At 65.6% G+C, this 25153-nt stretch carries 22 protein-coding genes; 7 read left to right on the plus strand and 15 right to left on the minus strand.

Features of this window, described 5'->3' with window-relative positions:
- Positions 1–67 precede the first annotated feature (67 nt).
- Together E3T27_RS03365 and E3T27_RS03370 are read left to right on the plus strand one after the other, a co-directional pair.
- Positions 68–547, plus strand: a complete 480-nt coding sequence (locus tag E3T27_RS03365) for a Fur family transcriptional regulator (RefSeq protein WP_134571590.1) — start codon at positions 68–70, stop codon at positions 545–547.
- A gap of 46 nt (positions 548–593) precedes the next feature.
- Positions 594–2084 carry a catalase gene (locus E3T27_RS03370; RefSeq protein WP_104196650.1) on the plus strand — a complete coding sequence of 497 codons (1491 nt, stop codon included), beginning with the start codon at positions 594–596 and terminating at the stop codon, positions 2082–2084.
- 164 nt (positions 2085–2248) lie between these two features.
- Here E3T27_RS03370 and E3T27_RS03375 read toward each other — a convergent pair whose 3' ends face one another.
- The 5 genes from E3T27_RS03375 to E3T27_RS03395 form a co-directional block, all read right to left on the minus strand.
- The gene (locus E3T27_RS03375; protein ID WP_104196651.1) at positions 2249–2608 is read right to left on the minus strand and encodes a Fe-S oxidoreductase; all 360 of its coding nucleotides are present in this window, start codon (positions 2606–2608) and stop codon (positions 2249–2251) included.
- Between the two features lie 3 nt (positions 2609–2611).
- Positions 2612–4075 (minus strand): dihydrolipoyl dehydrogenase family protein, encoded by a 1464-nt coding sequence (locus E3T27_RS03380; protein ID WP_134571591.1) that lies wholly within the window; start codon positions 4073–4075, stop codon positions 2612–2614.
- A gap of 295 nt (positions 4076–4370) precedes the next feature.
- Positions 4371–5159 (minus strand): crotonase/enoyl-CoA hydratase family protein, encoded by a 789-nt coding sequence (locus tag E3T27_RS03385; protein WP_134571592.1) that lies wholly within the window; start codon positions 5157–5159, stop codon positions 4371–4373.
- Between the two features lie 90 nt (positions 5160–5249).
- Positions 5250–6083: an arginase family protein gene (locus tag E3T27_RS03390; protein WP_134571593.1), complete on the minus strand. Its 834-nt coding sequence runs from the start codon at positions 6081–6083 to the stop codon at positions 5250–5252.
- Between the two features lie 158 nt (positions 6084–6241).
- Positions 6242–6973, minus strand: a complete 732-nt coding sequence (locus tag E3T27_RS03395; RefSeq protein ID WP_104196655.1) for a PspA/IM30 family protein — start codon at positions 6971–6973, stop codon at positions 6242–6244.
- Positions 6974–7210: 237 nt separating this feature from the next.
- On the opposite strand from E3T27_RS03395, the gene E3T27_RS03400 reads away from it, so the two are divergent.
- Positions 7211–7990, plus strand: coding sequence for a gamma-glutamyl-gamma-aminobutyrate hydrolase family protein (locus tag E3T27_RS03400; protein ID WP_134571594.1), 780 nt, complete (start codon positions 7211–7213; stop codon positions 7988–7990).
- A gap of 12 nt (positions 7991–8002) precedes the next feature.
- On the opposite strand, the gene E3T27_RS03405 is transcribed toward E3T27_RS03400, so the two are convergent.
- The 3 genes from E3T27_RS03405 to E3T27_RS03415 form a co-directional block, all read right to left on the minus strand.
- Positions 8003–9241 carry a trans-sulfuration enzyme family protein gene (locus tag E3T27_RS03405; protein WP_104196657.1) on the minus strand — a complete coding sequence of 413 codons (1239 nt, stop codon included), beginning with the start codon at positions 9239–9241 and terminating at the stop codon, positions 8003–8005.
- Positions 9242–9689: 448 nt separating this feature from the next.
- On the minus strand, positions 9690–9890 hold the full coding sequence (locus E3T27_RS03410; RefSeq protein WP_104196658.1) for a hypothetical protein: 201 nt from the start codon (positions 9888–9890) through the stop codon (positions 9690–9692).
- Positions 9891–10058: 168 nt separating this feature from the next.
- On the minus strand, positions 10059–11930 hold the full coding sequence (locus E3T27_RS03415; RefSeq protein WP_134571595.1) for a gamma-glutamyltransferase family protein: 1872 nt from the start codon (positions 11928–11930) through the stop codon (positions 10059–10061).
- A gap of 224 nt (positions 11931–12154) precedes the next feature.
- On the opposite strand from E3T27_RS03415, the gene E3T27_RS03420 reads away from it, so the two are divergent.
- Complete coding sequence (locus tag E3T27_RS03420) at positions 12155–12661, plus strand: hypothetical protein (protein WP_134571596.1); 507 nt, start codon at positions 12155–12157, stop codon at positions 12659–12661.
- Between the two features lie 42 nt (positions 12662–12703).
- On the opposite strand, the gene E3T27_RS03425 is transcribed toward E3T27_RS03420, so the two are convergent.
- From E3T27_RS03425 to E3T27_RS03455, 7 genes are all read right to left on the minus strand, one after another.
- Complete coding sequence (locus tag E3T27_RS03425; RefSeq protein WP_241992098.1) at positions 12704–13705, minus strand: FHA domain-containing protein; 1002 nt, start codon at positions 13703–13705, stop codon at positions 12704–12706.
- Position 13706: 1 nt separating this feature from the next.
- The gene (locus E3T27_RS03430) at positions 13707–13979 is read right to left on the minus strand and encodes a hypothetical protein (RefSeq protein ID WP_369831134.1); all 273 of its coding nucleotides are present in this window, start codon (positions 13977–13979) and stop codon (positions 13707–13709) included.
- A 137-nt stretch (positions 13980–14116) separates the two neighbouring features.
- Positions 14117–14395 carry an HPr family phosphocarrier protein gene (locus E3T27_RS03435; RefSeq protein ID WP_104196661.1) on the minus strand — a complete coding sequence of 93 codons (279 nt, stop codon included), beginning with the start codon at positions 14393–14395 and terminating at the stop codon, positions 14117–14119.
- 56 nt (positions 14396–14451) lie between these two features.
- On the minus strand, positions 14452–16194 hold the full coding sequence (ptsP, locus tag E3T27_RS03440) for a phosphoenolpyruvate--protein phosphotransferase (RefSeq protein WP_134571597.1): 1743 nt from the start codon (positions 16192–16194) through the stop codon (positions 14452–14454).
- A gap of 75 nt (positions 16195–16269) precedes the next feature.
- Positions 16270–18276: a PTS fructose transporter subunit IIABC gene (locus tag E3T27_RS03445; protein ID WP_134571598.1), complete on the minus strand. Its 2007-nt coding sequence runs from the start codon at positions 18274–18276 to the stop codon at positions 16270–16272.
- A complete protein-coding gene (locus E3T27_RS03450) occupies positions 18273–19274 on the minus strand; it encodes a 1-phosphofructokinase family hexose kinase (RefSeq protein ID WP_104196664.1) in 1002 nt (333 codons plus the stop codon). Before E3T27_RS03450 ends, E3T27_RS03445 begins: the two co-directional genes overlap by 4 nt.
- On the minus strand, positions 19271–20059 hold the full coding sequence (locus E3T27_RS03455) for a DeoR/GlpR family DNA-binding transcription regulator (protein ID WP_134571650.1): 789 nt from the start codon (positions 20057–20059) through the stop codon (positions 19271–19273). Before E3T27_RS03455 ends, E3T27_RS03450 begins: the two co-directional genes overlap by 4 nt.
- A 195-nt stretch (positions 20060–20254) precedes the next feature.
- Here E3T27_RS03455 and E3T27_RS03460 point away from each other — a divergent pair, with 195 nt between their 5' ends.
- From E3T27_RS03460 to E3T27_RS03470, 3 genes are all read left to right on the plus strand, one after another.
- Positions 20255–21436 carry an exonuclease SbcCD subunit D gene (locus E3T27_RS03460; protein ID WP_134571599.1) on the plus strand — a complete coding sequence of 394 codons (1182 nt, stop codon included), beginning with the start codon at positions 20255–20257 and terminating at the stop codon, positions 21434–21436.
- A complete protein-coding gene (locus tag E3T27_RS03465) occupies positions 21433–24438 on the plus strand; it encodes an AAA family ATPase (RefSeq protein ID WP_134571600.1) in 3006 nt (1001 codons plus the stop codon). Before E3T27_RS03460 ends, E3T27_RS03465 begins: the two co-directional genes overlap by 4 nt.
- Before the next feature lie 147 nt (positions 24439–24585).
- Entirely contained in the window at positions 24586–25125 is a 540-nt protein-coding gene (locus tag E3T27_RS03470) for a 5' nucleotidase, NT5C type (RefSeq protein ID WP_134571601.1), read from the plus strand.
- The last annotated feature ends 28 nt before the right edge of the window (positions 25126–25153 follow it).

A 25153-nucleotide genomic window follows, 5' to 3' on the forward strand; every position in this document is an offset into this window, starting at 1 on the left:
ATCCTAGCTAGCTAAACGATTGCACCATTGTTTTGAATTACTCAAAACAAGATGCTAGGATCGGGGCATGACGATACCCGAATTGAGCGACGGCGCAGACGTGCGTTCGGCTGTAGCCGACGCCGGGTTGCTCGAGGACGGTATCCGCTCGGCTGGGCTCAAGGTGACCGCACCGCGTCTGGCCGTGCTGCGGGCCCTTAGCGACCGACCCCACGCGACCGCCGACGCACTGTTCGGCGCTGTGCGCGCAGACCTTCCGGGCACGTCACTTCAGGCGGTCTATGGAGTGCTGTCCTCGTTCACCACCGCAGGGATCGTACGCAAGATCGAACCGGCCGGCTCGCCCGCGCTGTTTGAACGCCGGGTCGGTGACAATCACCACCACATCGTCTGCACCCGCTGTGGCGTAGTGCACGACGTGGACTGCGCCGTCGGTCACTCTCCCTGCCTCACCCCGGTGGACGCGCTCGGCTTCGACGTGCGCGCCGCCGAGGTCATCTACTGGGGCCTGTGCGCCCAGTGCCAATCCGAAACCGCTCTCCCCTAACCTTCCACCGTAACGACGCGTTGCTGATCCACTCTCAAGGAGCACTATGACTATCAAGCCCACTACTGACCAGACGGGAACGCCCGTCGCGAGCGACGCGCACTCCCTCACCACTGGCGCCGACGGCGTCATCGCGTTGCACGACCGCTACCTGGTCGAGAAGCTCGCCCAGTTCAACCGCGAGCGCATTCCGGAGCGCATCGTGCATGCCAAGGGCGGCGGAGCGCACGGCGAGTTCGTCGTCACCGGCGACGTCTCGAAGTACACCCGCGCGGCCGTGTTCCAGCCGGGCACGGTCACACCGACCCTGCAGCGTTTCTCCAGCGTTGCCGGCGAGCAGGGCAGTCCAGACACCTGGCGCGACGTGCGCGGTTTCTCGGTCAAGTTCTACACGACCGAGGGCAACTACGACATCGTCGGCAATAACACCCCGGTATTCTTCGTCCGCGACGGCATCAAGTTTCCCGACTTCATCCACTCGCAGAAGCGACTGCCGGGCACCGGCCTGCGCGACGCGACCATGCAGTGGGACTTCTGGACCCTGTCTCCGGAGTCAGCCCACCAGGTCACCTACCTCATGGGTGACCGCGGCCTGCCGCGCTCGTGGCGTGAGATGCCCGGCTTCGGTTCGCACACCTACCAGTGGATCAACGCCGCGGGCGAGCGTTTCTGGGTGAAGTACCACTTCGAATCCAACCAGGGCAACGTCGAGATGGACGGGTCAGAGGCCGAACTCCTCGCCGGAGCGGATGCCGACTACTACCGCCGGGACCTGTCCGACGCGATCGCTGCCGGCAACTTCCCGTCGTGGAACGTGTCTGTGCAGGTCATGCCGTACGAGCAGGGCAACACCTACCGGTTCAACCCGTTCGACGTGACCAAGGTCTGGCCGCACGCCGACTTCCCGCTGATCCCGGTCGGCACCCACACCCTCAACCGCAACCCGGAGAACTTCTTCGCCGAGATCGAGCAGGCGGCGTTCTCGCCGGCCAACTTCGTGCCCGGCATAGCGGCGAGCCCTGACAAGATGCTCATGGCGCGTATCTTCTCCTACCCCGACGCTCAGCGCTACCGCGTGGGTACCAACTACGCGCAGCTGCCGATCAATGCTCCCAAGAGCCCGGTCAACAGCTACTCGCAGGATGGCTCGCAGCGCCACCACTTCAACGCACCGAGCGTACCGAACTACGCGCCGAACTCCCTCGGCGGCCCCGTCGCCGACCCGGCGGCTGCTGGTGAGGGTGCATGGGAGGATGACGGGACGCTGCTGCGTGCCGCCGCGACCCTGCGCAGCGAGGACAGCGACTTCGGCCAGGCTGGAACGCTCTACCGCGAGGTCTACGACGATGGCGCCAAGGCGCGTCTTCTCGACACCATCACCGGTGCCATCAGCGGCGTGACTCGCCCCGAGGTCACCGAGCGAGCAATCTGGTACTGGACCAGCGTTGACGCCGACCTCGGCGCAAAGCTGCGCGCGAACCTCGCCGTTTTCGCCGAGGCTGCAGCGGTCGACGCGGCATACGTCGCCGGCCAGTAGTAACACCCGCACGACAGAAACCGCCCGGCCTGATCGCAGGCCGGGCGGTTTTGTGTGCTCTTCCGCTCGCGAGGGGGCGCAAATCGACCGTCGGGGGCCGGCTCTGGTCGGTGGGTGAACCTCACACGAGGGATGGGTGGCCGCCGCGCTGGCCAGCCGCTGCTCTAACGCAGGTAGCCACCCTTTTTCAGGCCGGCCTCGATCTCAAAACGGTTCTTCAGCGGATTGCGCCCGGCGACCGCGTACAGCAGCGGAAAGACCATGCCGAACCGTTGCCACTGGCGTTTGTGCACGGCTTCATGCTCGAGCACACCGGCTGTGATGTTCTGGTTGGTGAGGTAGCAGCCGCCAACGCAGGAGCCGCCGCGACCGAAGGTCCATGGTGGCATTCCGCGAAACACGAACAACCCTGCCCTCTTCTCGACCCGCCCGGTGCTCCAGATCGCCCCCCAGACCAGCCCGACTGCGGTGGCGTAGAGGTAGCCGGCCCGGCTGACAGGTGAATCAAAGAGGATGCGACGCATGCCTTACTGTGAAGCTTCGTCGGTGAACCCCGGGCGTCCGTAGGCTTCGAGCAGGCGCAGCCACACCTCGCTGAGGGTAGGGAAACTCGGTACCGCGTGCCATAACCGGCTGATGGGAACTTCGCCGACAATCGCGACCGTGGCCGAGTGCAGCAGCTCGGCGACGTCTTGGCCGACAAAAGTAACGCCGAGGAGGACCTCCCGGTCGAGATCGACGATCGCCCGGGCCTTGCCGACGTAGCCGACCGCGAGTACCGAGGCGCCGCCCAGGTTGGCGAGGTCGTAATCCAGTATGCGGATGCGATACCCCGCCTTCACGGCGGACGCGGCGGTCAGCCCCACCGAGGCAACCTCCGGGTCGGTGAAGGTCACCTGCGGAACGGCGGCGTGGTCGGCCGTCGCCACGTGCGCGCCCCAGGGCGCGTCATCCACCGGGGTGCCGGCTGCACGGGTCACGATCGCGTCGCCGGCCGCGCGGGCCTGGTATTTGCCTTGGTGTGTGAGGAGTGCCCGGTGGTTGACGTCGCCGGTGGCATAGAGCCAGTCGCCGGCCAGCGCGGGGGAGTCGCCCTGCACGAGCAGCGAGTCGTCTACCATGAGCCAGTCACCCGGGTTGAGGCCGACCGTGCCGAGGCCGAGGTCTTGGGTGTGCGCGGTGCGACCGATGGCCACGAGCACCTGGTCGGCCGCGACGGTGGTGCCGTTATCGAGCGTGAGCGTGACCGTACCGGTTTCATCCCGGTGCGCGGTCGTGGTAGACGGGCCGACGAGCACGGTCACCCCATTCTCCTCGAGCGCGGCGGTGATGAGTTCGCCCGCAAAGGGTTCCTGCTTGCCGAGCAGTGCACTGCGGGCGATCACGGTCACCGTCGAGCCGAGTGAGGAGTACGCTGCAGCCATCTCGGCGGCGACGACGCCGCCGCCGATCACGGCGAGACGCTCCGGAATTTGCTGGGCGCTTGTCGCATCGCGGCTGGTCCACGGCTCGATCTCTTTCAGACCGTCAATGTCGGGCAGCAACGCCGCTGACCCAGTGCTGACGACGACTGCATGGGTGGCGGTCAGAACGGTGACCGCGCCATCCGGTGCGGTCACGGTGACCTCTTTGACGCCAGTGAGACGGGCATGGCCACGCACGAGGCCGATACCAGCCGACTCCAGCCATTTTGCCTGGCCGTCGTCCTTATAGTTGCTCGTAATGGAGTCGCGTTGCTTGAGGGTCGCCCGCACGTCGATGCTTCCCGTGACGGCCTCGGCGGCGCCCGGAACCCGGCGGGCCGCAGCGAGGGCGGCGCCGCTTCGCAGCAGCACTTTCGACGGCATGCAGGCCCAATACGAACACTCGCCGCCGACCAGATCGCTCTCGACGAGGACCGTGCGCAGTCCGCCCTGGGCGGTGCGGTCGGCAACGTTCTCCCCGACAGCGCCGCCGCCGATGACGATGACGTCGTAGATCTGACTCGACATTGAATCTCCTTGAATCGGGGTGTACCGGCCTGGTGACGAAAAACTGGCCACGGCTGTTCGGGCTGGTGGTCGCTGGCCGGGACATGGAGAGCTAAATGCAGCCTACCCTGACGTTCTTATTCAGTGTGTGAGTTTGTTTGCGACGTTGCCGCCTGCGCGAACGACTGGGATTCGATTATCTGGCTTTCAACGAGCGCTGTGACCCCGGGCCCACCTTATGAACGCGGGCCCAGTTTATAAGCTGGGCCCGCGTTCCGGGCCCAGGCCACGTCCACACGGGATGGGGCGTGGGGTACTAGCGGCCGAGGAAGACGGCGGGAATCCGGGTCAGGAACGACTGCATTCCGATGCGGGAGTCTTCGGTGGCCACCAGGCTGGCGAGAGCCGGCTGCAGTGCTACTTCAGCAGATGCCGGACCGCTCCGCTCGGCCAGGCGCGCGTTGGCCAGGGTGGCTTGGATGGCGAGCGGGGCCTGGGCAGCGATCTTCTCGGCGAGCACGAGCGCCCGGTCGAACTGGGCGCCGTCGGGCACGATTTCCTGCACGAGGCCGAGGCGGTGCGCCTCGGCGGCATCGAACAGGTCGCCGGTGAGCAGCCAGCGCATGGCATTACCCCAGCCGGCCGCTCGTGGAAACCGAATCGTCGCGCCCCCGAACGGCAGGATGCCCCTGGCGACCTCGATCTGGCCGAACCGAGTGGATTCGGCAGCGACCACGATGTCGCTCGCCAGCATCAGCTCGATGCCGAGGGTGAGGCAGGTGCCCTGCACAGCGATGACGACCGGTTTGCTGAGGGATCGGCCATCCACTTGCCACGGGTTGATGCCGCCCTCCGGTACCATTTCGAGCCCGTTCGGGCCGAGTCGTGGGCCGATATCGGCGAGGTCGAGTCCGGCCGTGAAGTGCTCCCCGACCGCGTAGACCAGGCCGACGCGCAGCTCGGGGTCGCGGTCGAGCTCACCGTAAGCGAGCGCGAGCTGCTGCAACAGCGAGAAATCGGCGGCATTGCGTTTTTCGGGCCGGTTGAACCCGATCAGCAGAATGTGGCCGCGACGCTCGGTGAGAATGCGGGGCTCGTCGGTCATGGGGCCTCCATCGGTACAGGTGACGTTGCAGGCGGAAGTGGCGAGCGGATGCTCTGTGGCCGGCTCGGGGCGCAGTGACGGGGCATCCAGCTAGCGGGTGAGCGCGCCGATGATGCGCAGAATACTCGGCAGGTCATCGGTCGCCGCTGCCGGGGACGCGGGCGCGAACCCGGTGATGGTCGCGCCGGCGAGGGTGAAGTCGGCGCGCAGGGCGGTGATCGCGCCGCCGAGATCAGCCACGCTCAGCCCGAACGGAATGAGATCGCTGAGGCCATCGAGCGCCGAAGGATCGAGCACGTCAAGATCGATGTGCACGAAAACGTGCGTGGCGCCGATTGCAGCAACCGCGGCGATGAGCGCGGCGGGGTCGGCCAGCTCGGAGCACGACACGCTCACCAGGCCGTGCTCGTTCAGCAGTACGTCCTCAGCATCGTCGATGTCACGAATGCCGGCGAGAACGACGTTCTGCAGCCGCACGCTGCTCGCAGCGGCCAGCTCGAGTTCGGCCGGCCCTTCGCCAATGATCGCGCGCAAGACCATGCCACAAAATCCGCCCGACGGTGAGGATTCCGGCGTGTGCAGGTCGGGGTGGGCGTCAAACCACACCACGGCCAGATCGCCCGGATGCGTGCGCGCCGCGTGTTCGACCGCGGCCAACGCGATGCCGCAGTCGCCACCGATCGAGAGGGCCCAATCGGTGGTGTCCTGCAAGATCCTGGTGTGTCGTTCGCGTACCTGTTGGATCGCCGAGAACCGACGCACGCCGGTATCGAGCGAATCACCGGCCTCGACCGGCACATCGACCAGGCGCGTGGCCGAAAAGGGGAGGTCGCCCTGGATAGCCGCCGCCCCGTCGATCAGGCGCATTGCGCGCGGAGAAGTCGAACCCTGCCACTGCGGTACTACAACGAAGGTGGGAGCCATACCTCAGTATGGCCCAGCGACCGTGCAGGCAGCATCCGCTTTGCCGACAACAAAATTCTTGCGGCCGACCGGAGAACGAATGCCGCCATGCCGTCACTCGACGAATGTGTCGGGTACACACCGGATCGTCACGACTCGCACGTGGCGAGTGAGCAGGCCTAACCCTCGATGGCGGCGGTGTTGCCGGCCTTCAGAGCGGCGAGGCGGGCATCTACTTCGGTGAGTTCGCCGAGATCGTCAAGGCTTTCGAACTGCGCATCGAGGCTGGATGCGGCGAGTTCCTGGGCGCCACGCACGCGGGCCTCCTCGCGCCGAATCTTGTCTTCGAAGCGGTTGACCTCGCTCGTCGGGTCCATCATGTCGATGCTCTTGACGGCGTCCATCACCTGCGCCTGCGCTTTGGCGGTCTTGGAGCGCGCGATCAGCTCAGCGCGCTTGTTGGTGAGCTGCACCAGCTTCTCTTTCATGGCGTTCAGGCCGGTCTTGAGCTGGTTGACAACGGCGGTCTGCGCCTGAATCTGTGGTTCGGCGGTCTTGACCTCCTTCTCGGAGGTGAGCTGTCGACCGAGCGCGACCTTGGCGAGGTTGTCGAACTTGTCGGCGTCGGCAGCGTTGCCGACCAGGCGCAGCTCGTCGGCCTTGCGGCTCGCAGCGAGGGCCTTGTCGCCCCACTCCACGGCGGCTTCCTGGTCTTCACGGTGGTCGTCTTCGAGCAGACGCAGGTTGCCGATGGTCTCGGCAATCGCGCTCTCGGCATCGGAGATGCTGCTCGAGAAGTCGCGCACCATCTGGTCAAGCATTTTGGCCGGGTCTTCCGCCGAGTCCAGGATGGCGTTGATGTTCGCCTTCGCAAGCTGGGAGATACGGCCGAAGATGGACTGCTTGGTCATTCGGAGGTCCTTTCACAAAGAGTGACCCTGGCCGAAGGATTTCGCCAGAGAAGTGCGTGTCTGTTGCAAAGTTTAGGGTGACCGGTAGACCCGAGTCTGGGAACCTCCAAAAATCTGCCTGAGGGCGATGTTGCCCCGTGTTACAGGACCGCTCGCACACTACGCGCGCGCCGCCCAAAATGGGATGAACGCCGCCTTGGTTGAGCGCAGCGCGATCGACACCGACGGGAGCCCCGCATGAACGAAGAACTCACGAACCGCATGCTCGCCGTCGTCGAGGTCACGACCGCGCGTCCCGACCGGCCCGTCTACCACGCCAAGGTACAGGTGCTCAACTCTCGCGTCGTCTCTGAAGCCAAGGCAGGTGGCTGGTCTGTCACCCGCGTCGCCGCCGCCGACGTCACCCCTGCCGAACTGTTGCGCCGTACCGTGGATGCCGACGCTGTCGTCATCGTCGGCGGCGAAGATATCTCCCCCAACTATTACGGCGGCACAACCGGCTATGAGGGTGAGACGGTGCACTTCGCTTCCGCAGACGAGGGCCAGATCGCTCTCGTGCAGCGTGCGCTCGCGCTCGGCACACCGCTGCTGGGCATCTGCCGCGGCCTGCAGATCATCAACGTCGCCCTCGGCGGCACCCTCGTGCAGCATATCGACGACGGCATTCACAAGAACATCGACGTGCCGATCGACCAGATCCTTTCTACCCATGACGTCACACTGGCCGCAGGCAGCACTATCGCGGCCGTCCTCGGCGGGGTGGACATCTCGGTGCAGAGCGCCCACCACCAGATCGTCGACGGTCTCGGCGCCGGGCTGGTAGCCGCGGCCCACGCCCCGGACGGCCTGATCGAAGCGCTCGAGCACGGGAGCGCTCCGATCGTTGGTGTGCAGTGGCACCCCGAAGCGCCCGATTCCCCGGCCGATCAGCTGGCTCTGCTCCTGGCCGGACTGGCCGCTCAGCACGACGCCCGCACGCGGGTCGAGGCCCGAATCACAAGCGCCCTGGCCGCTTAGCTGCGCGACGGACTAGAGAACGGCGGCGTCGAACGTGGCATCGAGGGCCGCAGCGAGATCTGCCACCAGGTCAATGGTGTCTTCGAGGCCTACCGAGAAGCGGAGGTGCCCGAATTCGCGAAACGGTGCCGGGTACGCCGCGACGCGCGGCCCGGAGTTGTCGACGTGCACGATGAGCGACTCATCGTGCCCGAGCGACACGGCCGACGTGATCACGCGCAGGTTCGCGACGAACCGGTTCTGCGCCGCCTTATCGCCAGTGACGGCGAAGGCGAGCACCCCGCCGAAACCGTGCGGCAGCTGCCGCAGGGCCACGGCGTGCTGCGGATGCGAGGCTAACCCCGGGTAGGCGACGTACGCGACCCGCGGATCGGCCTCGAGAAAACGGGCGATGGCGAGCGCCGACTCGCAGTGCTGTCGGATGCGCAGGGGAAGCGTAACCGAGCCGCGCATGATCAGCCAGGCGTTGAACGGGCTGATCACACCGCCCACGTCGACCATCGCGTCAACCTTGATCCGGCGAATCAGCGCCGCGCTACCGATGACGGCGCCACCCATCGCGTCGCCGTGCCCGTTGATGTACTTTGTCAACGAGTGCACGACAAGGTCGGCTCCGTGCTCGAGGGGGCGAAACAGCGGCGGCGGCGTGAATGTGTTGTCGATCGATAGCAGGGCGCCGGCTTCGTGCGCGATCTGTGCGACGCCCGCGACATCCGTCACCGCGGTCGTGGGGTTACCGACCGTCTCAATGTGAATCAGACGCGTCGTAGAGCGGATGGCGGACCGCACCGCAGCCAGATCCGTCGCGTCCACAAAGGTGGCCTCGATTCCGTATTTGTTGGGCAAAAGCTCGGTGAAGAGCCGATACGAGGCCTCGTAGGTGACGTTGGCGACGACGACGTGGTCGCCGGTCTTGAGCAGTGTGAAGAACACGGCGTGCAGGGCCGCGACACCGCTGGCCAAAACCACGGCGTCTTCGCCGCGCTCGAGCACGGCGAGCTTCTGCTGCAGGCCCTGTTGATTTGTGCCGGTGTTGCGGGTGTAGAGACCGGGCGTCGCGCCCGACCAGCTCATCATCGACGGGTCGTCGGGCAGCGCGTATGAGTTGGCCATCACGATCGGTGTACGGAGCGCCCCCGACCCGACATCGATCGTGTTGCCGGCGTGGACCGACTGGGTCTGAAAGCCAAGCGTGGCCGGATCGTGCTTGTTCGGCCGTGGTGCCGGGATCGGTTCGGTGCGAGAGGTCATCCCTCCACGCTAGACCCGGCGCAGCGTCCAAATTGAAACGTTACGTGTTGGGGGTGACCACCTGGCCGGTACCGACTACGAAAAAGCCCCGGCACTTCTCGCCTGGGGGGAGGTGAGAAATATGCCGGGGCCAATCGTTGGAGTGGGGGAACTCCGTATGCAACGGTACGGGGGATGGCCTGAGAAGGGGCTGATAAAAATGGATCCGGGAGTCTACCCCCAGTGCGTGACCGGCGCCTCCCGGTCGGTCGGTTTGTTATGCACCCGTTGTAACCGCCGCTCGACCGATTCGTCTTGCTCTGGGCCCACGGGGGATGGTCGGGGGCCGCGTTAACCCAGACGAGGCGGTGCCGTCCCGGTAGTTCGGGGGCATCGCCTCGTCTGGTTTACCGACGGCAGCAGTTGCTTGGGTGAGTCAATGGCATCGGTCGGGGGACAAGAAGTGGCTTCAGGCAGCCTGGTGTTTGTCGGCGCCAACTGCGGTCGTGGAGTGAGCCCAGGCGAGCAATTCAGCCTGCGCGCGTCGACGGCTCGCGGCGGTCTGCTTGGGCGGTACTGGAACATTCATTCGGGAGCCGGGGCAATCCTTGGTTGAGTTGGCCAGCGAGTGATAGGTCGCAAACCGGGTATCCGACGTGATCCACACCATCTGTTCGCATTCTGGGCACTCTGTCTGCAACATTTTCACGATTGTCCGTTCCATCGCCGACTCGGGTAATCGGTTCGATAACTTCAATCTAGTGGGGATAGACAAGTCAATGTCCTCCCCATTCGTGGGACAGAAAAATACGCGAAACGGTGGTATTTTGTGGCCAGGTCAGCGACCGGCCGCGTATCCCTGTGCCCCGCGTGCATCCGCCGCCGCCTGCAGCAGCCCGCTCCGCGGGTCGCGAGTGACCGCTGAGATGCGACCGAGCGCCCAGTCGCCGGCCCGGGTGATTTGGTGGCCGCGCCCTTCCAGCTCGGCGATGACTGTCTCGCCGAGCCGATCCTCGACTACGGCGCTGCCGGGTTCCCAGGTACGCGGCCAGAACGAGCCCGGAAACGAGGTGCTGTGAAAGGCGGGCGCATCGATCGCCTGCTGCGGAGTGTACCCGCCGACGATCGTGCGCAGCAGATACAGCAACTGCCACTGGTCCTGCTGGTCACCGCCGGGGGAGCCGAGCGCCGCCACCGCCTGCCCGTCTTTCAGCACGAGCGTCGGGGTGAGGGTCGTGCGTGGGCGTTTACCGCCGGTCAGCGCCGACGGTGCGCCAGGCTCGAGCCAGGTCATCTGCAGGCGTGAACCGAGGCAGAATCCCAACTCGGGAATGGTGGGCGACGACTGCAGCCAGCCACCAGACGGTGTCGCCGAGACCATGTTGCCCCAGCGATCGACGACGTCGATGTGGCAGGTGTCGCCGCGCATTTCACCGGTCGCGAGGGCTTCTGGCTCAGCTTCGGTGCCGGCCGGTGCATCGATCGTCGGTTCACCGACTGCAGCGGATGCCTCCGCACCCTGCTTCGTCAATGCCGCGGTCGTGTACGCGGTGCGCAGCACCGGGTAATACGGGGTGTAGCCGGGTACGAGGCCAGGGCGAAACTCGTGCGAGGCGGTCTCCGTGATGAGCGCGCGACGGGTAGCCGCGTAGACCGCCGACAGGAGGTAATCGAGCGGTCCGGTATCGAGCGGTCCTTCGGCGTCGCCGTAGTACGCTTCCCGGTCGGCGATCGCCAACTTCTGGGCCTCCAGGATGGTGTGCGCGCCGAGCGCGGTAGAGGGGTCGAGCTCGGCGTCGCTGAACCCCTCCAGAATCATCAGGGTCTGGAGCAACGCCGGTCCTTGCCCCCAGGCGCCGGTTTTAGCGATCGTGTGGCCGCGAAAAACGACCGTTGTGGCTTCCTCGATGCTCGCTTCGAAGCCGGCCAGGTCGGCCAGTGTCATGACGCCGGCATGATCGGTGCCGGAGGAATGCCGGTGCGGGGTCTGCCCGAAGTCGACGATGGCTCGGGCCACGAATCCTTCCCGCCACTCCTGCCGGGCCGCGTCGATGCGTCCCGCTCTCGTCGCGACGGTCGTTGTGGCGCTGGCCGCGATCAGGCGGTCGAGACTCCTCGTCCAGGCTTCATTGGTCACCAGGTCACCGGCTGCAGGCAGGATATCATTTGGCATCCACTGTGCTGCCGAGGTAGGCCAGTGCTTGGAGAACAGGGCTGCGACCGAGCTGATCGTGGCGACGACCCGGCCCAGAACAGGATGCCCATCGCGGGCGTAGCCGCGGGCGAACGCGAGCACTTCGGGCAGCTCCCAGGTGCCGAAGTCGCGCAGCAGCACGAGCCAGGCGTCGACTGCGCCGGGAACGGCTGCGGCGAGCGCCCCCGATCCGGGAACGAGGTCGAGGCCTTCGGACCGGTAATGGTCGATGGTGGCTGCCTGTGGGGCCGGCCCCTGCCCCATCAGCACGCGCGGAGCATCCGGTTCACTCGCTGTCACGAAGACGCCGGTCATATCGCCGCCGGGTCCGTTTAGGTGCGGTTCCACGATGTGCAAAACGAAGGCACCGGCCACGGCCGCGTCGAAGGCGTTGCCGCCCCGTTCGAGCACGGCCTGGGCGCAGGCCGTAGCGAGCCAGTGCGTGGAGGCGGTCATTCCGAAGGTTCCACGCAGGGTTGGACGGGTGGTGAAGACGTTCGGTGCGGTGTAGGTCACTTCCCCACCCTTGCACGAGTGGTGGCACGGTGCGCCCCTGGAGCCCACCACGGGGTCGTTGCGGCGTGATCGGATGCCGACCGCCGGATGTCTTCGATTACCTGCCTCGAATCGGCTCGATTCATGCGATGATCAGGCCAAGAGTGTGCGGGCCTGTCGTCGCAGGCTGTGTTCAGGATCTATACCCGACAGCTGCGCAAACCCGAGACGAGGAAAGACAATAAATGAACTTTGACTGGGAATTCAACGGATTGCCGTTGCACGTGCTGATCGTGCACGCGGTCGTGATCGTGGTGCCGTTGGCCGCGCTGTGCGCGGTGCTCACCGCATTCTGGCCGGCCGTTCGGCGGCGGCTGGGCATTGTGACGCCGCTCATCGCCCTCGCCGCGCTTGTGTTGGTTCCCCTCGCGGTGCAGGCGGGCGAATGGCTGCAGTCCCGCCTCGTCACCATCACACCATTGCTCGGTGCGCACACGTCCCTGGGTGGCACCTTGCTGCCGTGGGTGATCGCTTTGTTCCTCGTGGCTGCGCTGCAATGGGGCTGGTATCGCTACAGCAACGGTGACGGCGCCCGTTCCGCGTCTGTTCTCCGCAGCCGTACCGGGCGCCTGATTGTCCCTGTCATTATCGATCTCGTGGTTGTGGTGAGCGCGGTCGGAGCGGTGGTCACAGTGGCGCTCATTGGAGAATCGGGATCACGGGCAGTCTGGACCGACCTCTTCACCTCGTAGGGGTGCCGCCCAAAAGTGCGGCACCCCTGTCTCGTCTGCTGGTCAGGCGCGACGCCGGGGCGGCTGGGGTTTCTGCACGGCCAGTTCGCCCCCCACTCGTCCGCCGAACGGACGGCCGTGGTCGGCGAACTCCTCGCGAAAGTAGCCCATCCGCCACGGGCCCATTTCAAGTCGTGAACCGGTGCGCAAAATCTGCCCGTTGCGGATGCTGTGACCGTCGTCGGACGGTCGAGAGCTGGCCGCGACGTCACCGCTGGCAAACAGACGGTACTCGTCGTTGTCATCGTGGCGAATCTCGGCGTGCAGGGGTTTCAATCCCGGCAATTGCAGGTCGGCCGCAGCCGAGGAGCCGATCGTTGTTATGCCCGGCAGTAGATCGAATTCACGGGGCATCTGCCCGTTCCAGTTCTGTGACCCCACGACGAAAATGAGGCGAGGACGCCCGCTACCGGGCGTGTAGTGAGTCGTCGTGACGCGGCGGCGACTGTGCCGGTCGAAGGTCGGAACGAGCGGGAACACGGTTGATGGCGGAAGCGGAATCGCCACGGGCATCCGCGACTGTCCCCGCATTCGCGCTTGTACCAGCGGGCCCAAAGCCGTGCGGGACCCGAGTACGATGTTTGGCGACCGCGTCACGAGACGTTGCGTGACGGATGCCTGCACGTCGCCCAGCCGGGCGATCAGCCCGACGGGACCGGTGATGGAGACAGTCAGACCACGACTGGCCAACTCGGAGGCGAGCGCGCGTAACGGTTCCAGGTTGAGTGCTCGGCCCTGCACGAACATTTCGGGGTTGCTCGTAAAGACAGTGATTTCCGTACCGTTGGCAGTGACCGTGCCGTGCATGGCATCCTCGGCCCCGAAGGAATCACCGAATTCCGAACCGGTCGAATCGTTATCAGGATTAGCCTTCGAAGCGCCGACTGCGCCGGTGGGCTCCACCAGGGAGAAGCCGAGATCGATGTTCAGCTTGACGCGGGACGGTGTCCGTTTGGCGGTCGATGCTTTCGAGTTTCCGGTTGGGGAGCCCGCTGCGGCGTTCACATCAGCTCCGAAAGGGGTCGGAGCCGGCTGTCTTCTCGTCGCTGGTTGTGACGCGCAGGGTTCCGTTGAATTTCCACACTGCTCGCGGGGCGTCGGGGCCGATGTCACGGGGAACCTCGACGACCATATCTACGAAACTGTAGTTGATAGCGGCGCCTTTGCCCGTAAGGTACGACCACATCTCCTGCCCGAGGTCGGTCCAGTCTGTGATGGTGCGCTCGGCGTTGTCAGGGGAGCTTTCGACATTACCCAGGTACGTCTGTCGTTCGGTCACGGTAGGTTCCTTTTCGCTCGCAGGGAAGTGTTGCCGGTTCCGGTAACTGCGCCGGTCACGAGGACGAACCTCGAGATTCCCTACTTTAGCTACCTAGTTGTGCGGCGTAAAGGATTCCACGTAAACGGGAACGGGTATCACTCGGCGTCGAGGTCGGTCTCAAGAATCTTGACGAGGGAGTCGAGAGCCTCGTCGGCGCCGTCGCCCTCTGCTCGCAGCACCACGGTGTCGCCGTTGGAGGCGCCCAGGCTCATGATCGAGAGAATGCTCGAGGCATCCATGGCGTCGTCGACCGGTTCGCCGGCCATGGCGATGGTGACCTCGATGGGTAATTCGCCAACGGCGGCGACGAAAATACCAGCCGGGCGGGCGTGCAGGCCGACGCGACTGGCAATGACGGCGGTTCGTTCAGACATGGGATCCTCCTGAGTAAGCGTGTGAAAAGTCGGCGGGATGAAAAGGGTTCGACGGGTTAGAGACCCAGCGTATTGAGTATGGGTAATTTCTCGCGAACCAAACGACGCGTGTCCGTCGCCGAGTGCGCCGTCAACGCCACCTTGGCGAGCTGCTGCGCCTCGGGGAGCGTCACACTCGCGAGTACCGCGGCGACGGATGACAGTGCCCGCGCGGTCATCGACAGTGTGGCCACGCCGAGTCCGACGAGTACGACTGCCAGGGCGGGATCGGCTGCGGCCTCGCCGCAGACACCGACCGGTTTGTCGTGCCCCTCGTCACGCGAGCCGTTCACGGTGAGACGAATCAGCTGCAGAACGGCCGGCTGCCATGGCGTGTTGAGGGCGGCGAGCGGGCCGAGCTGGCGGTCGGCGGCCATGGCGTATTGGGTGAGGTCGTTGGTGCCGAGACTCACGAAATCGACGTGCTCGAGAATGCTCGCGGCGGTCAGCGCGGCCGAGGGCACTTCGATCATAACGCCGGGTGTCGCGAGGCCGGCGGCTGAGCAGAGTGAGGCGAAGTGCTCGGCTTCCTCCGCCGTGGAGATCATCGGGGCCATCACCCATACGTGCGCCTGGGTACCCTCAGCGGCCTGGGCGATAGCGGTGAGCTGACGCTCGAGCACGCCGGGCGAGGTGAAATCGGTGCGGTAGCCGCGCACGCCGAGCGCCGGGTTCGGTTCGGAGGCATCCGTCAGAAACGGTAGCGGCTTGTCGGCGCCGGCATCGAGGGTGCGCACGACGACCTTCTTACCGGGAAAAGCATCGAACACCCCGCGGTAAGCCTCCACCTGTTCAGCGATGGAAGGCTCGGTGTCGCGTTCCAGAAAACAGAACTCGGTGCGCAGCAAGCCAACGCCCTCGGCGCCGGCTGCCGCGGCCTTGACCGCATCCTTCGAGCCGCCGACATTGGAGAGCAGGGGAACCAGGTGGCCGTCTTGCAGCCGCCCGGTGCCGTCGAACACGGCTAGGGCGGCGGTGCTGGTCTCCCACGCTTTGGCGAGGGCGACCTCGTCGACACCAGGGTCGACCAGAATGGTGCCCGCAGCCCCGTCGACGAAAATGCGGGTGCCATCGGCGAGGGCGGTGACCCCGACAGCGGCGACCACCGCGGGCAGCCCGAGAGCCCGGGCGATGATAGCGGTGTGGGACTGCGGTCCGCCGCTCGACGTGACGAGCGCGATCACCTTAGCCGGGTCGAGGGTGGCGGTGTCGGCCGGTGCGAGGTCCTCGGCTATCAGAATGAACGGGGTGTCAGAATAGGGAATGCCAGGGGCAGGAACGCCGCGCAGCTCGGCGACGATGCGCCCGCGCACGTCGAGCACATCGGTCGCCCGCTCGGCCATGTAGCCCCCGAGGTTGTGCAGCATCTCGGCCACCGACGCAGCGGCGTCCCAAATGGCCCGCTCCGGCGAGGCACCGTTGGTAATGAGCTTGATAGCGGCCTTGACCAGCATCGGGTCATTCGCCATCAGAGCTGTCGCCTCCAGCACCTCCCGGCCGGCACCGAAGGCGCCGACCGAGCGGGCGGTGAGGTTGGTCTGCACAGCTTTCGCGGCGGTACGCAGAGCGGTGGATGCTTCCTCCGGCGACGTTCCCTCAGCCAGACGCTCGCCCACAGCGGGTTCGCGCACGGCCTGGGGCATCAATAAAATGGAGCCGATGATGCGTCCGGGGCTGACTCCGACTCCAGTGAAGGTGCGGCCGATTTCGGACTGGTCTGTACTGGCACTGCCTGGGAGCGTCTGCACGATCGTCCTCATTCCTTTTCTCCCCAGCGGGCGGCTGGCGTTACTGTACTGCGTGCCGTTCCGCGCGCGTGTCTGATGCTTGTCGGGTTACGCGTTCACGAGAACGGCTTCCGGGGCATCGACCGCGCGCTTCCGCACCGCGTAACGCTTGAGTCCGACGACGGCAAACGCCGATACAACAGTACCGATCGCAACGGCGAGCAGGAACAGCAGGAAGTTGTCGATCGCGAAGAACACGAATACTCCACCGTGCGGCGCCTTGCTCGTGATGTTCCAGGCCATCGACAGCCCGCCGGTGACGGCGGCGCCGAGCATCGCGGCCGGAATCACCCGGAAGACGTCGGCGGCGGCGAACGGAATGGCGCCCTCGGAGATGAACGAGGCACCGAGCAGCCACGCCGCCTTGCCGTTCTCGCGCTCAGTCACGCTGAACAGCTTCCTGTCGAGAACGGTGGCGAGGGCCATCGCGAGCGGCGGCACCATGCCGGCGGCCATGACCGCGGCCATGATCTGCCACGGCGCCTGGTTGGCGAGGGTGGCCGCGCCGAGGCCGGCGACGGCGAAGGCGTAGGCGACCTTGTTGACCGGGCCACCGAGGTCGAAGGCCATCATGAGGCCCAGGATGACACCGAGAATCACAGCGGATGCCCCGGTCATGCCGTTCAGCCAGTCGCCCAGTCCCACGGTGAGCAGGGCAATCGGCCCACCGAGAACGATGAACATCAAACCGGAGGCGACGATCGACGCGATGAGGGGAATGATCACGACGGGCATCAGGCTACGCAGCCAGCGCGGAACGTTGAGCTTGGCGAAGCTCGCGGCCACGATACCGGCGAGCAGACCGCCGACGATGCCGCCGAGGAATCCGGCGCCCATGAAACCGGCGACGGAGCCGGCGACGAAGCCCGGTGCGATACCGGGGCGGTCGGCGATGGCGAAGGAGATGTATCCGGCCAGTGCCGGAACGAGGAAGCCCATCGATAGGGCGCCGATCTTGAAGAAGACAGCGCCGAGGTAGGTAAGCATGCCGCCGTCGGGGAGATTGAACAAGCTGTTGTTCAGCACGACCTCGTCGGCTACCTCCGTGATCGCGTAGCCGCCGAGTGCAAAGCCGAGGGCGATGAGCAGCCCTCCGCTGGCGACGAAGGGAATCATGTAGCTGACACCGGTGAGCAGCGCGCGCTTGAGCTTCTGGCCCAGGTGCTCGCTCTTCTCCGTCGCGTCATTCTGGTCAACGGTTCCGCTCACCCGACGGGCATTCGGGTTGAGGGCAGCAGCGAGGGCCTCTTCGATCAACCGGCCGGGTTCGTCGATGCCGCGCTTGACCGGGGCGTTGATGACGGGCTTGCCAGCGAAGCGTTCCCGGCCGCGCACGTCGACGTCGACGGCGAAGATGACGGCGTCGGCCGCAGCGATGACCGCGGGGTCGAGCGGGGTGAGGCCGGCTGACCCCTGGGTTTCCACCTGGAGGTCGACTCCAACCGCTTTGGCCGCGGCAACCAGGGAATCGGCGGCCATGTAGGTGTGCGCGATTCCGGTCGGGCAGGCGGTGACGGCGACGATTCGCTTCATGCCGGTCTGTGCTGAACCGGTACCGGTGTTCGCACTGTCAGTGGCGGCGTGGGCGCCGGCTGCTACGGCCACCGGGGCGACGACGTTGTTGACGAGTTCGACGATCTGCTGCGTGTTGGATGCATCGCGCAGCGCGGCGGTGAAGTCCTTCTTCATGAGCGACCGGGCGAGCTTGGCCAAAATCTGCAGGTGCTCCTGGTCGGCGCCGTCGGGTGCTGCAATGAGAAAGACGAGGTCGGCCGGGCCGTCTTTCGAGCCGAAATCGACCGGGGTCGACAGGCGGGCGAGCGCGAGCGTGGGTTCCAGCACGGCGGTGGAGCGGCAGTGCGGGATAGCGAGGCCCCCCGGGATGCCGGTGGCGGTCTTCGCCTCGCGGGCGAGGGCATCCGCGTACAGAGCCTCGATTTCCGTGGCCCGACCCGACGCGACGACGAGCTCGGCCAGGTGCCGAATGACGTCCTTCGGCTCGGTACCGAGATAGGTGTCCAGAGCGACAAGCTCCGGGGTGATCAGTGCACTCACTGGTCATCCTCCTTTGGATGTGTGGCCAGTACCAGCCGGGGGGCCGGTGCTGGGGCAAGGTCCGTCACGGTGACGGCGCTGGGGTTGGTTTGGTGCAGGGCAGGAACAGTGGAACCGGGTAGGGAGGCTGCGGCGGCGCCGTGCGCGGTGGCTTGGCGCAGGCAGGAGGGGGCGCTCGCGCCGAGATTGCTCTGCAGCAGGTAGCCGGCCAGGGCGGAGTCGCCGGCGCCGACAGTGCTGACGGCGCGCATCGGGGGAGTGGTAGCGAGCCAGCTGCCCTCGGCGGTGACGAGTACGGCACCCTTCGCTCCGAGCGTCGCGAGCACGGCACCGACACCGCCCGCGATGAGCACGCGAGCCGCGTCCACCACTCGCGCGGGGTTCGCCTCGAGCGTGTCGCCGTCGAAGAGTCCGCTGAGCTCGGCGAGTTCCTCAGCGTTGGGCTTGAGCAGATCAGGGTGAGCCAGCGCGGCTGCGGCGAGCGGGCCGCCCGAGGAATCCACGGCGACCTTCGGTGCGTCACTGCCGAGCCGAGCGCGCAGCTCACGAATGATCTGGGCGTAGAAATCGTCGGGCACACCGGGCGGAACCGACCCGGCCAGCACGAGCCAGCTCGCGCCGACCGCCTGCTCCAGCACCAGGTCGATGAGTGCACGCTGCTGGTCCGGGCTCAGCCTCGGGCCGGGTTCATTGACTTTGGTCGTCGTGCCGTCGGGTTCGGTGATCGCGACGTTGCTGCGGAGCGGCTGGCCGATCGGCAGGCCGAGGTGCGGTACCCCGTGGCTGGTCAGGGCGATCAGCACCGGGTCGTCGGGGTCGCCCGGCAGAATGGCGAGGCTTCTGATGCCACTCGTTTCGAGGGCGCGGCAGATGTTGACGCCTTTGCCGCCGGGTTCGCCGTGGGCGGCGACCGCCCGTTGCACCTCGCCGCGCGCGAGCGGGCCGGCCAGTTCGATGGTGCGGTCGAGGCTCGGGTTGGGGGTCAGGGTGACGATCATGCGATTACCACGTCGACGTCGGCTGCGGCGAGTGCGGCGGCCAGGTGAGCGGATGGCGCAGCATCCGTTACCAGGGTATCGATCGCTGCGAGGGCGGCAAAGCAGACCAGCGTCTCTTGGTCGAGTTTGCTGGAGTCGGCGAGCACGACGACGCGGCGGGCCGACCGCACGATGGCCGATTTGACGGCCGCTTCGACCGAGTCCGGGGTACTCAGGCCGAAGCTTGCGCTGATGCCGTTGGTGCCGATGAAGGCGATATCAGGACGCAGTGCCCCGAGCTGCGCCACGGTGCCGGCACCGACGATGGCACGGGTCAATCCGCGTACGAGGCCACCGAGTATATGCAGTTGGATCGCTTCGTTGCGGGAGAGTTTGCCGGCGATCGGCACCGCATTCGTGACCACGAGCAGCTGATCACCAGCAACCGCGGGCGTGAAGCCACCCAGACGGTCAGCGAGGCGCTCCGTGGTGCTGCCGGCGTCGAGCAGGATCGACCCGGTGCGACTGGTGGGGATCATGCGCATCGCGGTGTCGGCAATGCGCGACTTCTGGTCGAGGCGCTGCGTCTGGCGTTCATCGAGGCTCGGCTCCGACAGGCTCAGGCGATCGATGGCCACGGCGCCGCCGTGCACGCGACGTAACTGTCGGGCGGCCTCAAGGGTGTCGAGGTCGCGCCGCACGGTCTCAGCGGTGATGGCGAACCGCGCGGCGAGGTCGGTCACGCTGACTCGCCCCTCGGTTGCCACGAGAGCGGCGATTAAGAGTTGACGTTCTTCGGCGAACACGAAAGCCTCCTCGACGATGAGTGACGAAGTCACGAATTTGGTTTCATTGACTTTACCTGCGTTTATTTCTGTTTGTCAAAAAAAAAGAAGAAAAACAAAGAATCGCCGATGGGCCGCAGGGTCGACTCGGCGCGAGCAGCGCCCAGCGGATTCCGCCGGTCGGCGCTGTCGGTGGGCCCCGGTAGCGTAAATAGCATGAAGATCCTGCACACCTCGGACTGGCACATCGGGCGCACCTTCCATACCCATTCCACGCTCGAGCACCTGGGACTCGTGCTGGATGCCCTCGTTGCGGTGGTGGCGGAACGCGCTGTCGACGTGGTGGCGGTGGCGGGTGATGTGTTCGATTCCGCGATGCCCTCCAAAGAGAGCTATGCGCTGCTGACCGACACGTTGCGGCGGTTGAAGGAGGCAGGGGCCTCCGTTGTGATGACGAGCGGCAATCATGATTCGGCGACTCGGCTCGGCTTCCAGTCGGAGTGGGCGGCACTGGCCGGCATTCACGTTGTGACCCGGCCCGATCAATACGCCTCACCCATCACTATCACCGACGAGCATGGCCCAGTACATTTTTATGGCATCCCGTATCTCGAGCCCGCACTCATTCGCCACCTGCACCCGGGTGTATCGCTGAAAACGCACGAACAGGTTCTCGATTTCGCCATGACGCGGATTCGCGACGATCTGGCACTGCGCCGCCTCACTGAGTGCGGCGGCCGCAGCGTCGTACTCTCGCACTGCTTTGCGGCCGGCGTCGCCCCGGCCACCGAGTCGAGCGATGTGGAGCGCGACATCACCGCCGGCGGACTCGACGTCGTACCGCTTCAGGTTTTCGACGGGTGCGACTACGTCGCCCTCGGCCACATCCACGGGCGGGCCACTCTGACCGAGCGGGTGCGCTACTCCGGGGCGCCGCTGCACTACTCCTTCGCCGAGGCCGGCAAGGCGCGCGGCGCCTGGCTGGTCGAACTCGATGCCGGAGGTCTCGGCCCGATCGAGTGGGTCGACCTGCCCGTTCCGCGCCGACTCGTCGTTCTTTCCGGTGAACTCGCTGATCTGCTCGCTGACGAGGCATACGCCGACAACGAGGGCGATTGGGTCAAAGCCATCCTCACCGACCAGGTGCGCCCGCTTGACGCCATGCGCGCACTTCACTCCCGATTTGCGCACGCGGTTGCGCTCGAGCACCGGCCAGCGTTCACCGTCGAAGCGGATGGCTCCACCTACGCCGAGCGTATTCGCGCGGCCACGGGTGATCCCGAGATCGTGGCGGGCTTCTTGGCGTTCGTGCGCAATGGGGTCGGGCCCAGCGAGTTTGAAAGGGCGTTGATCTCAGAACTGCTGAACGAACAGAATGCGAAGGAGGTGAACGCATGAAGATCAAGCGACTGCGTCTGGCCGGGTTCGGACCATTCAAGAACGAACAGGTCGTCGATTTTGAACGCTTTGATGCCGACGGAATCTTCCTCATCACCGGTAAAACCGGCGCCGGTAAATCCAGTATCCTCGACGCCATTTGTTTCGCTCTGTATGACAAGGTGCCGCGGTTTCCCGACGGAAAGCAGCCGTTGCGCAGCGACTACTGTGAGCCCGATGATCCCACCTATGTCGAACTCGACTTCAGCCTGCGCGGGCGTGATTACCGTCTGTTCCGCACCCCGGAGTATGAACGAGCTAAGAAGAAGGGCACTGGAACCACCACGGCAGCCGCCACTGCTGTGCTTTATGTTCTGCACGGCACCGAATGGCGGGCGAGTGCGGCCAAGGTACAAGCCGTCGGCCTTGAACTGAGCGCGATCCTGCCCTTGAAGGCCGACCAATTCCTCCAAGTGATCCTGCTCGCCCAGAACCGGTTCCAATATTTTCTCCTGGCCAAAACCGATGAACGGCGTGCCGTGCTGCGCAGCCTGTTCGGAACCACCCGGTTCGAACGACTGGAAACCGCGCTCGTGCTGCGCCGCAAGTCACTCGACGACCGGCTCGCTGACGTCCAGCGTGATGTCGCGGAACAGACCACCGCTGCCCTGCATCAGCTTCGACTTGCCGAAGCACCAGTCGCGCCCGACCTCGGCTGGTTCCGTGACGCTCTGGCCGGCCTGAATAGCGCAGTCGACATCGCCTCGGCGGAGGCGACCCGTGCGGCTGCTCGGCTGTCCGCTGTAAGCGAGGAACATAGAGCGGCAACGGAGACCCAGCGACGTCAGGCGCGTCGCGTTCTGGCCGACACCGCTCTTGCCACCCTCGAGAGCCGCCACGCCGCGGTCGAGGAGCAACGCGGCACGCTGCTGCGCGCGGCCCGTGCGGCACGGGTCTGGCCGCATATTCGGACTAGCCGGGCCGCGACTCGTGAATGGCAGACAGCCCTGGCCGATGAAACCACGGCCAGGATCGCTTGGTTGCCTTTTGGCGATAGCGGTGCCAGTGACAGCGGTGCCAGTGATAACGGTGCCAGGGACAGCGGTGGCGATTCGCAGCGGGCGCTTCGTCCGATCATGGATGCCCTCGTAGGACGGCTCGGAGCGCTGGCAGAGGTGCTCGCGGAAGAAAAACAGCTCCCAGCGCTGAACCGAGAGATCACAGCCTTGTTTGACGCGCTTGCCGGCCACACCGATAGCCTGACGCGTGCCCAGCAGCGAATCGATGAGCTGCCCCAGCAGATCGATTTCGTCGGCGAGCAACTCACGGCGGCAACCCTCGCCGCAGCCGGAACGACAGACGCCGCTGAGGCCTTGCGCCGCGCTGAAATCGGGTTTGCGGCCGCCGAAGACGTGGGGGTTTTGCTGCAGGAATTGGCCACGGCAGACACGCAACTGTTGGAGCGCAGTCGTGACAACGCGGCAGCCGCTGTCGACTACGAGGCGCTCGTGACCCGCCGGTTCGCCGGGCAGGCGTCTGAACTAGCCAGCCGTCTGGTCGAAGGTCATCCCTGTGCGGTCTGCGGGGCCATCGAACACCCTGCTCCGGCAGCAGCGGAGGGCGAGCTGGTCACCCCAGCCGACCTCACCACGGCCCGCCTGAATATGCAGGGCCGCCAACAGGAGCTGACCGATGCCCAGGAGACCTCGACGTCGCTGACGAATCGTCTCGGGCAGGCGCAGGCGCTGGCCGGGCAGCGAAGCGTCGGTGAACTGCGAACCGAGTGCGTTGCTGCCCGTGCCCGGTTGGCCACTGCGCGCACGGCTGCTGACCTGATCGGCGGGCTTCGGCACGAACAAGTCGACCTTCGGCTGTCCCAGACCACCGCTTCGGCTGCGTTGGTGAGCCTCCGTGCAGCGCGCGATATGGCGGCCGATACCCATAGCGAGCGATCTGGGCAGCGCGACCTGCTCACGGCCCGCGTGGGCGCGCAGCGTGGTGCAAGCGATACCGTGACCGATCAAGTACGCGCACTGCAGCACGAGCTGGACTGCGCGCGCGCACTAAGTGACGCCCTCATACTCAGCCGGCAACGCGCCGATGCCCGTGATGCGTCCACTCTCGACCTCGCGAACCAGCTGGCGGAGGAAGACTTCGACGATGAGGAGACGGCGTCCGGGGCGCGGCTTGACGAGGGCCAGGCCATCCAGCTGGCGAACGCCGTGCGGTCCTATGACGACCAACGTGCAGCAGCCCTGGCGGCTGTGGCCGATCCTGAGCTGGTCGATCTTCCCTCAGATCCGATCGATCTCGAGCCGTCCCTGCGAGCCTTCGAAGCGGCGAGCAGCGCGCGCGATGACGCTGTGAGCTCGCACAGCTCGCTCGCCGAACGTGCCGGCCAGCTGCAAGCGCTCGTGCAGAGAGTCACGACACGATTTGCGGCATCCGCTGACCTGATAGACCAGCACTTTCAGGTGCGTGCGCTAGCCGATGTCGTGCAGGGCGACGAACCGAACACGAAACGGATGCGTCTGGAGACCTATGTCCTGGCCGCCCAGCTGGAAGAAATCGTCGTGGCGGCGAACGTGCGCCTGCGCACGATGACAAGCGAACGCTACACCCTTGAACACGATGACTCGCGCGTGAAGGGTGGCGCTCGGTCCGGGCTGGGGCTGGCGATCCGAGATGAGTTCACCGGTCGCGCCCGGCCAACGCATTCGCTATCCGGGGGTGAAACATTCCTTGCTTCTCTCGCACTCGCGCTCGGGCTAGCCGAGGTGGTCACCGGGCAAGCGGGTGGTATCACCCTCGATACCCTGTTCGTCGACGAGGGCTTCGGCTCGCTCGACAGCGAGACCCTCGAGACGGCCATGAGTACCCTTGACACCCTGCGCGCCGGCGGACGCACGATCGGCCTGATCAGCCACGTTGACTCAATGAAAGAGCAGATTCCGGCGACGCTGCGCATCTCGGTCACCGATCAGGGATACAGCCGGATCGAGGCCGACACCCCGATCGAATGACTTTTCACAGGCCGTACTCTGGCTGTCCAATAGCCGTGCGGGGCGGCCGAGCTGAGGAAATGGAGGGCTTTGGCCATTGCCGATCAGTGGTGAGCCTGTCACGATCGGAGCGTGACCGCAACGAAGCGAGCCTGCCAGGGAGCCCGAATGAAAAAGATCCTCTATATCGATCTCGATAACACCCTCGTCAATGTGCAGTCGGGAATCGATCGACTCACCAATGCCGAGTACTCGCGCTATGAGAAAAGACTCGACGAAGTGCCGGGAATTTTCGCCCGGATGGAACCGATCAGCGGTGCCATCGACGCTTTTCACACCCTCGCCCAATCGTTCGATACGTATATTCTTTCGATGGCCCCGTGGGGTAACGCGAGTGCCTGGCAACACAAGCTTGAGTGGGTGCAGGAACACCTCGGAGCAGAGGCCGGTGGGCCGGCCTACAAACGGCTCATTCTGTCGCACCACAAGCATCTCAATCGCGGCGACTTTCTCGTCGACGACGGATCGGCCGTTGGCGCTGACCGGTTTGAGGGCGAATTGATCAAGTTTCTGACCCCACTGTTTCCCGACTGGAACACGGTGACGCGCTATATGCTGGAGCGGGCCGGCAACTCGCCGTACCCGGACGTGGCGCGCCGGACCGGAAAGCGACCGGCGATACGGGGCGGAGCCGCTTTTTCTCGATAACCGCGATTGTCTCGCTATCCTCATGCCG

It is taken from the genome of Cryobacterium lyxosi, assembly GCF_004403345.1.
In the GTDB taxonomy this organism is placed as follows: Bacteria; Actinomycetota; Actinomycetes; order Actinomycetales; family Microbacteriaceae; genus Cryobacterium; species Cryobacterium lyxosi.